This is a genomic window from Actinomyces sp. MRS3W (genome assembly GCF_032465695.1).
GTDB lineage: Bacteria > Actinomycetota > Actinomycetes > Actinomycetales > Actinomycetaceae > Actinomyces.
Genome location: NZ_JAWDJJ010000146.1, coordinates 1 through 3,863, shown reverse-complemented (window position 1 = coordinate 3,863; position 3,863 = coordinate 1). Strand labels below are relative to the sequence as shown.

Annotated in this window: 5 protein-coding genes; all 5 read left to right on the top strand. The window is 69.7% G+C overall.

Annotation, left to right across the window (positions count from 1 at the left end; all coding sequences use genetic code 11):
- Positions 1–47 precede the first annotated feature (47 nt).
- Positions 48–1,535, top strand: a complete 1,488-nt coding sequence (locus RWX45_RS05220) for an alanine/glycine:cation symporter family protein (protein ID WP_316022708.1) — start codon at positions 48–50, stop codon at positions 1,533–1,535.
- Between the two features lie 237 nt (positions 1,536–1,772).
- Entirely contained in the window at positions 1,773–2,210 is a 438-nt protein-coding gene (gene rpsP, locus RWX45_RS05215) for a 30S ribosomal protein S16 (RefSeq protein WP_316022707.1), read from the top strand.
- Position 2,211: 1 nt separating this feature from the next.
- Positions 2,212–2,448 (top strand): RNA-binding protein, encoded by a 237-nt coding sequence (locus RWX45_RS05210; RefSeq protein ID WP_092531921.1) that lies wholly within the window; start codon positions 2,212–2,214, stop codon positions 2,446–2,448.
- Between the two features lie 184 nt (positions 2,449–2,632).
- Positions 2,633–3,190: a ribosome maturation factor RimM gene (gene rimM, locus RWX45_RS05205; RefSeq protein WP_316022706.1), complete on the top strand. Its 558-nt coding sequence runs from the start codon at positions 2,633–2,635 to the stop codon at positions 3,188–3,190.
- Between the two features lie 14 nt (positions 3,191–3,204).
- A partial coding sequence (gene trmD, locus RWX45_RS05200) for a tRNA (guanosine(37)-N1)-methyltransferase TrmD (RefSeq protein ID WP_316022709.1) occupies positions 3,205–3,863 on the top strand: 659 nt, incomplete at its 3' end.

The following is a 3,863-nucleotide window of genomic DNA, read 5'->3' as shown; positions in this document are numbered from 1 at the left end:
CGGTAGCCTCACCCCCGCCCCGCCTTCCCCGACGGACGGAAACCATCGTGTCCGCTGCACTTACCGCCGCCCTGTCCTCCTTCGAGGGCTTCGTCTCCGGCAACATCCTGGTCTGGATCCTCCTGGGCACCGGCCTGTACCTGACCGTGCGCACCCGCGCCGTCCAACTGCGCCTGTTCGTCCGCGCCCTGCGTCTGGTGGCCCACTCCCGCCACCAGCGCGGCTCGCTGTCCAGCTTCCAGGCCTTCGTCATCGGCCTGGGCGGGCGCGTGGGCACCGGCAATATCGCCGGCGTGGCGCTGGCCGTCACCCTGGGCGGCCCCGGCGCCCTGCTGTGGATGTGGGTGGTGGCGATCCTGGGTATGGCCACGAGCTTCGCCGAGTCGACGCTCGCCCAGGTGTTCAAGGTCCGCAATGCCGACGGCATTTTCCGCGGCGGCCCCGCCTACTACATGCAACGCGGTATCGGGCATGGCACCCTGGGGCGGGGCATGGGCGTGGTCTTCGCCGTCATGCTGGTGTTCTCCTATGGGCTCATCTTCCCCATGGTGCAGTCCAACACCATTGCCCTGACCCTGTTCGAGGCGCACGGGGTCAGCACGACGATCACGGCGATTGTGCTCATGGCGCTTTCCGCCCCGATCCTCCTGGCCGGCATGCGGGTGGTGGCGAAGGTGACCGAGTGGCTGGTGCCGCTCATGGCCCTGGCCTACCTGGTGGTGGTCTTCGTCGTCATCATCGTGTCTATCGACCGGGTTCCCGGTGTTTTCGCCGACATCATCGCCGGCGCCTTCAACCTTCGGGCGGGCCTGGCCGGTACCGGCGGCGGTATCTTCGCCACCTTCCTCAACGGCACCAAACGCGGCCTGTTCTCCAACGAGGCCGGGCAGGGCTCCTCTCCGAACGGCGCCGCCACCGCCGACGTCGCCCACCCCGTCACCCAGGGGCTTATCCAGTCCCTGGGCGTGTGCGTGGACACGCTCATCATCTGCACCGCCACCGGGCTGACCATTCTGCTGGCCTCGCCGTCCATCTACACCCCCGGCGTGGAGCCGCAGTGGGCGGAGACCACTCTGGTCCAGCACGCTCTGGGAGACGCCGTCCCCGGCAACTGGGTCATCTGGTTCATGAGCTTCGTGGTGCTTACCTTCGCCTACTCCTCGGTGCTCGGCTACTCCGCCTTCGCCGAGATCAACGTCAGCTACCTGGGCGGTGGGCGTCAGGCGAGTATCGGCCTGCGCCTGGCCATGACGGCCGCCACCGGGGTGGGCGCGTTGGTCGCCCTGGAGCTGGCCTGGGTCATGGCCGACGTCGCGCTGGCACTCATGACGATCCTCAACCTGGTGGCCGTGCTGTGGTTGTCCCGCTGGGTTTTCGCGGTCCTCAAGGATTACGACCTCCAACGCCGCTCCGGCGTTGCCGAGCCGGTCTTCATCGCCCCCGGCAATCCGCTCCTGCCCGGTGAACTCGACGGTGACATCTGGACCGAGGACCGGGCCGCCTTGCGCCAGGCCAGCTTGCATGAGGAGATCTGATGCCCAGCGGGGCCCGGGCAGGTGCGTTGTGGGCGATCTCGCACCGATTCGTGGCGGTGACGGGGGCGGTCGGCTGGCGTGCGGTGCCGCCGCTCTGGCAGAATGCACGGCTGTACTCGACCGTTCCCGGTCCCTCTCCCGGTGCGATCGCGTCTCGGCCTTAACCGGTCCCCGTTGCTGTAACCCCACCGGGAACCGGCATGGGCCACACCATCGAGAACCAGGAGTTTCACCCAAGTGGCAGTCAAGATTCGCCTCAAGCGCCTCGGCAAGAAGTTCGCACCCTTCTACCGGGTCGTCGTCGTCGACTCCCGTAAGAAGCGCGACGGCCGTGTCATCGAGGAGATCGGCGTATACGACCCGATGCAGGAGCCCTCGCTCATCCGCATCGACTCCGAGCGGGCCCAGTACTGGCTCGGCGTAGGCGCGCAGCCCTCCAACACCGTCTTCAACCTGCTCAAGATCACCGGCGACTACCACAAGTTCAAGGGCCTCAAGGGCGTGACGCCCCGCCTCAAGGTCAAGGACGTCGACGCTGAGGCCGCCGCCAAGCAGGCCGCCGTCAAGGCGGCCGCGGACGAGGCCGAGAAGCGCAAGGCAGACGCCGCCGTCGCTCAGGCCGAGGCGGCCACCGAGGCTGAGGAGCCGGCGCAGGCCCCCGCCGAGGAGGCCTGACGTGCTCGCCGACGCACTCGAACACCTCGTGCGCGGCATCGTCGACAACCCCGACGACGTCACCGTCACCTCCCGGACGCTGCGCCGCGGCGACCTGCTGGAGGTGCGGGTCAACCCCGACGACCTCGGCCGCGTCATCGGCCGGTCCGGACGCACCGCGCGCGCCCTGCGCACGGTCGTCGGCGCCCTGGCCGATTCGCCGGTGCGCGTCGACGTCGTCGACACCGACCGCCGCTGAGCCGGACCGCCCCGCGCGGCCCAGGGCGGCTACGGCCGCCAAACTTGAGCGGATTTCGTCGAACACATAGGTAAGCCCTCCAAGTCATCAGCCAGAGGCATGACTTGGAGGGCTTACCTATGCACTCGAGGGCTCACCTATGTGCCTGAGGGCTCGCCCTCACGCGACGCGGTAGGTTGGGCCCGTGCTGCTCACCGTTGCCGTCATCGGCCCCGCCCACGCCCTCAAGGGCGAGGTGCGTCTCGATATCCGCACCGACGATCCCGAGGGGCGGCTCGCCCCGGGCACCGTACTGCCCGCACAACCGGCCACCGGCCCTGCCGCCGCGGGACACCTGACCGTGGCCGCGCTGCGCTACAACGGCAGCCGCTGGTTCGCCCGTTTCGAAGAGGCACGGGACCGCACCGCCGCCGAGGCCCTGCGTGGCGTGCAGCTCCTGGTGGAAACCGACGCCGAGCCCGAGGATGAGGACGACGACGCCTGGTACGCCCACGAACTGACCGGCCTGGCGGCCGTGCGCAACCTCGCCGACGGCACCGCCCAGGTGCTGGGGGAGGTGACCGGCCTGGAACCGGGCGTCGCCCAGGACCGCCTGCTGGTGCGCACCCCCGACGGGCAGGAGATCGCCGTCCCCTTCGTGGAAGCGCTCGTCCCCGAGATCGACCCCGACGCCGGCACCGTCACCATCGACCCGCCCGGTGGCCTGTTCCCCGGGATCGGGGATGCGGAGGAGGACCGGTGAGCCCGGCCGCCCCACTGCACCTGGACGTGGTGACGATCTTCCCCGATTACCTGCGCGTGCTCGATCTGTCCCTCATCGGGCGGGCCGCCGCCGACGGGCTGCTGGATCTGCGCGTTCATGACTTGCGCGACTGGACTCATGACCGCCACCGCACCGTGGATGACACGCCGCTCGGCGGCGGTGCCGGCATGGTCATGAAACCCGACGTCTGGGGTGCTGTCCTCGACGAGGTGCTGGCCCGCCCCCTGCCCGAGGCCGGACCGCGGCCGGAGTCGTCGTCCAACCCGCGCCCGGAGCCCGCCTCCGCCGCCGAATCCCGCCGCGTCCTGGTCATCCCCACCCCGTCGGGACAGGTCTTCACCCAGCGCACCGCCGAGGACCTGGCAGGCGCCGACCAGATCGTCTTCGCCTGCGGACGCTATGAGGGCATTGACGCCCGCGTCGCCGAGCACTACGCCGCCGCGGGTATCCAGGTGCGGGAGCTGTCCATCGGCGACTACGTGCTCAACGGTGGTGAGGCGGCGGCCCTGGTCATGATCGAGGCCATCGCCCGCCTGCGCCCGGGCGTCCTGGGCAACCCCGACTCCATCGTCGAGGAATCCCACACCGGCGATGGCCTGCTCGAATACCCCGTCTACACCCGGCCCGTGTCCTGGCGCGGCCACGATATCTC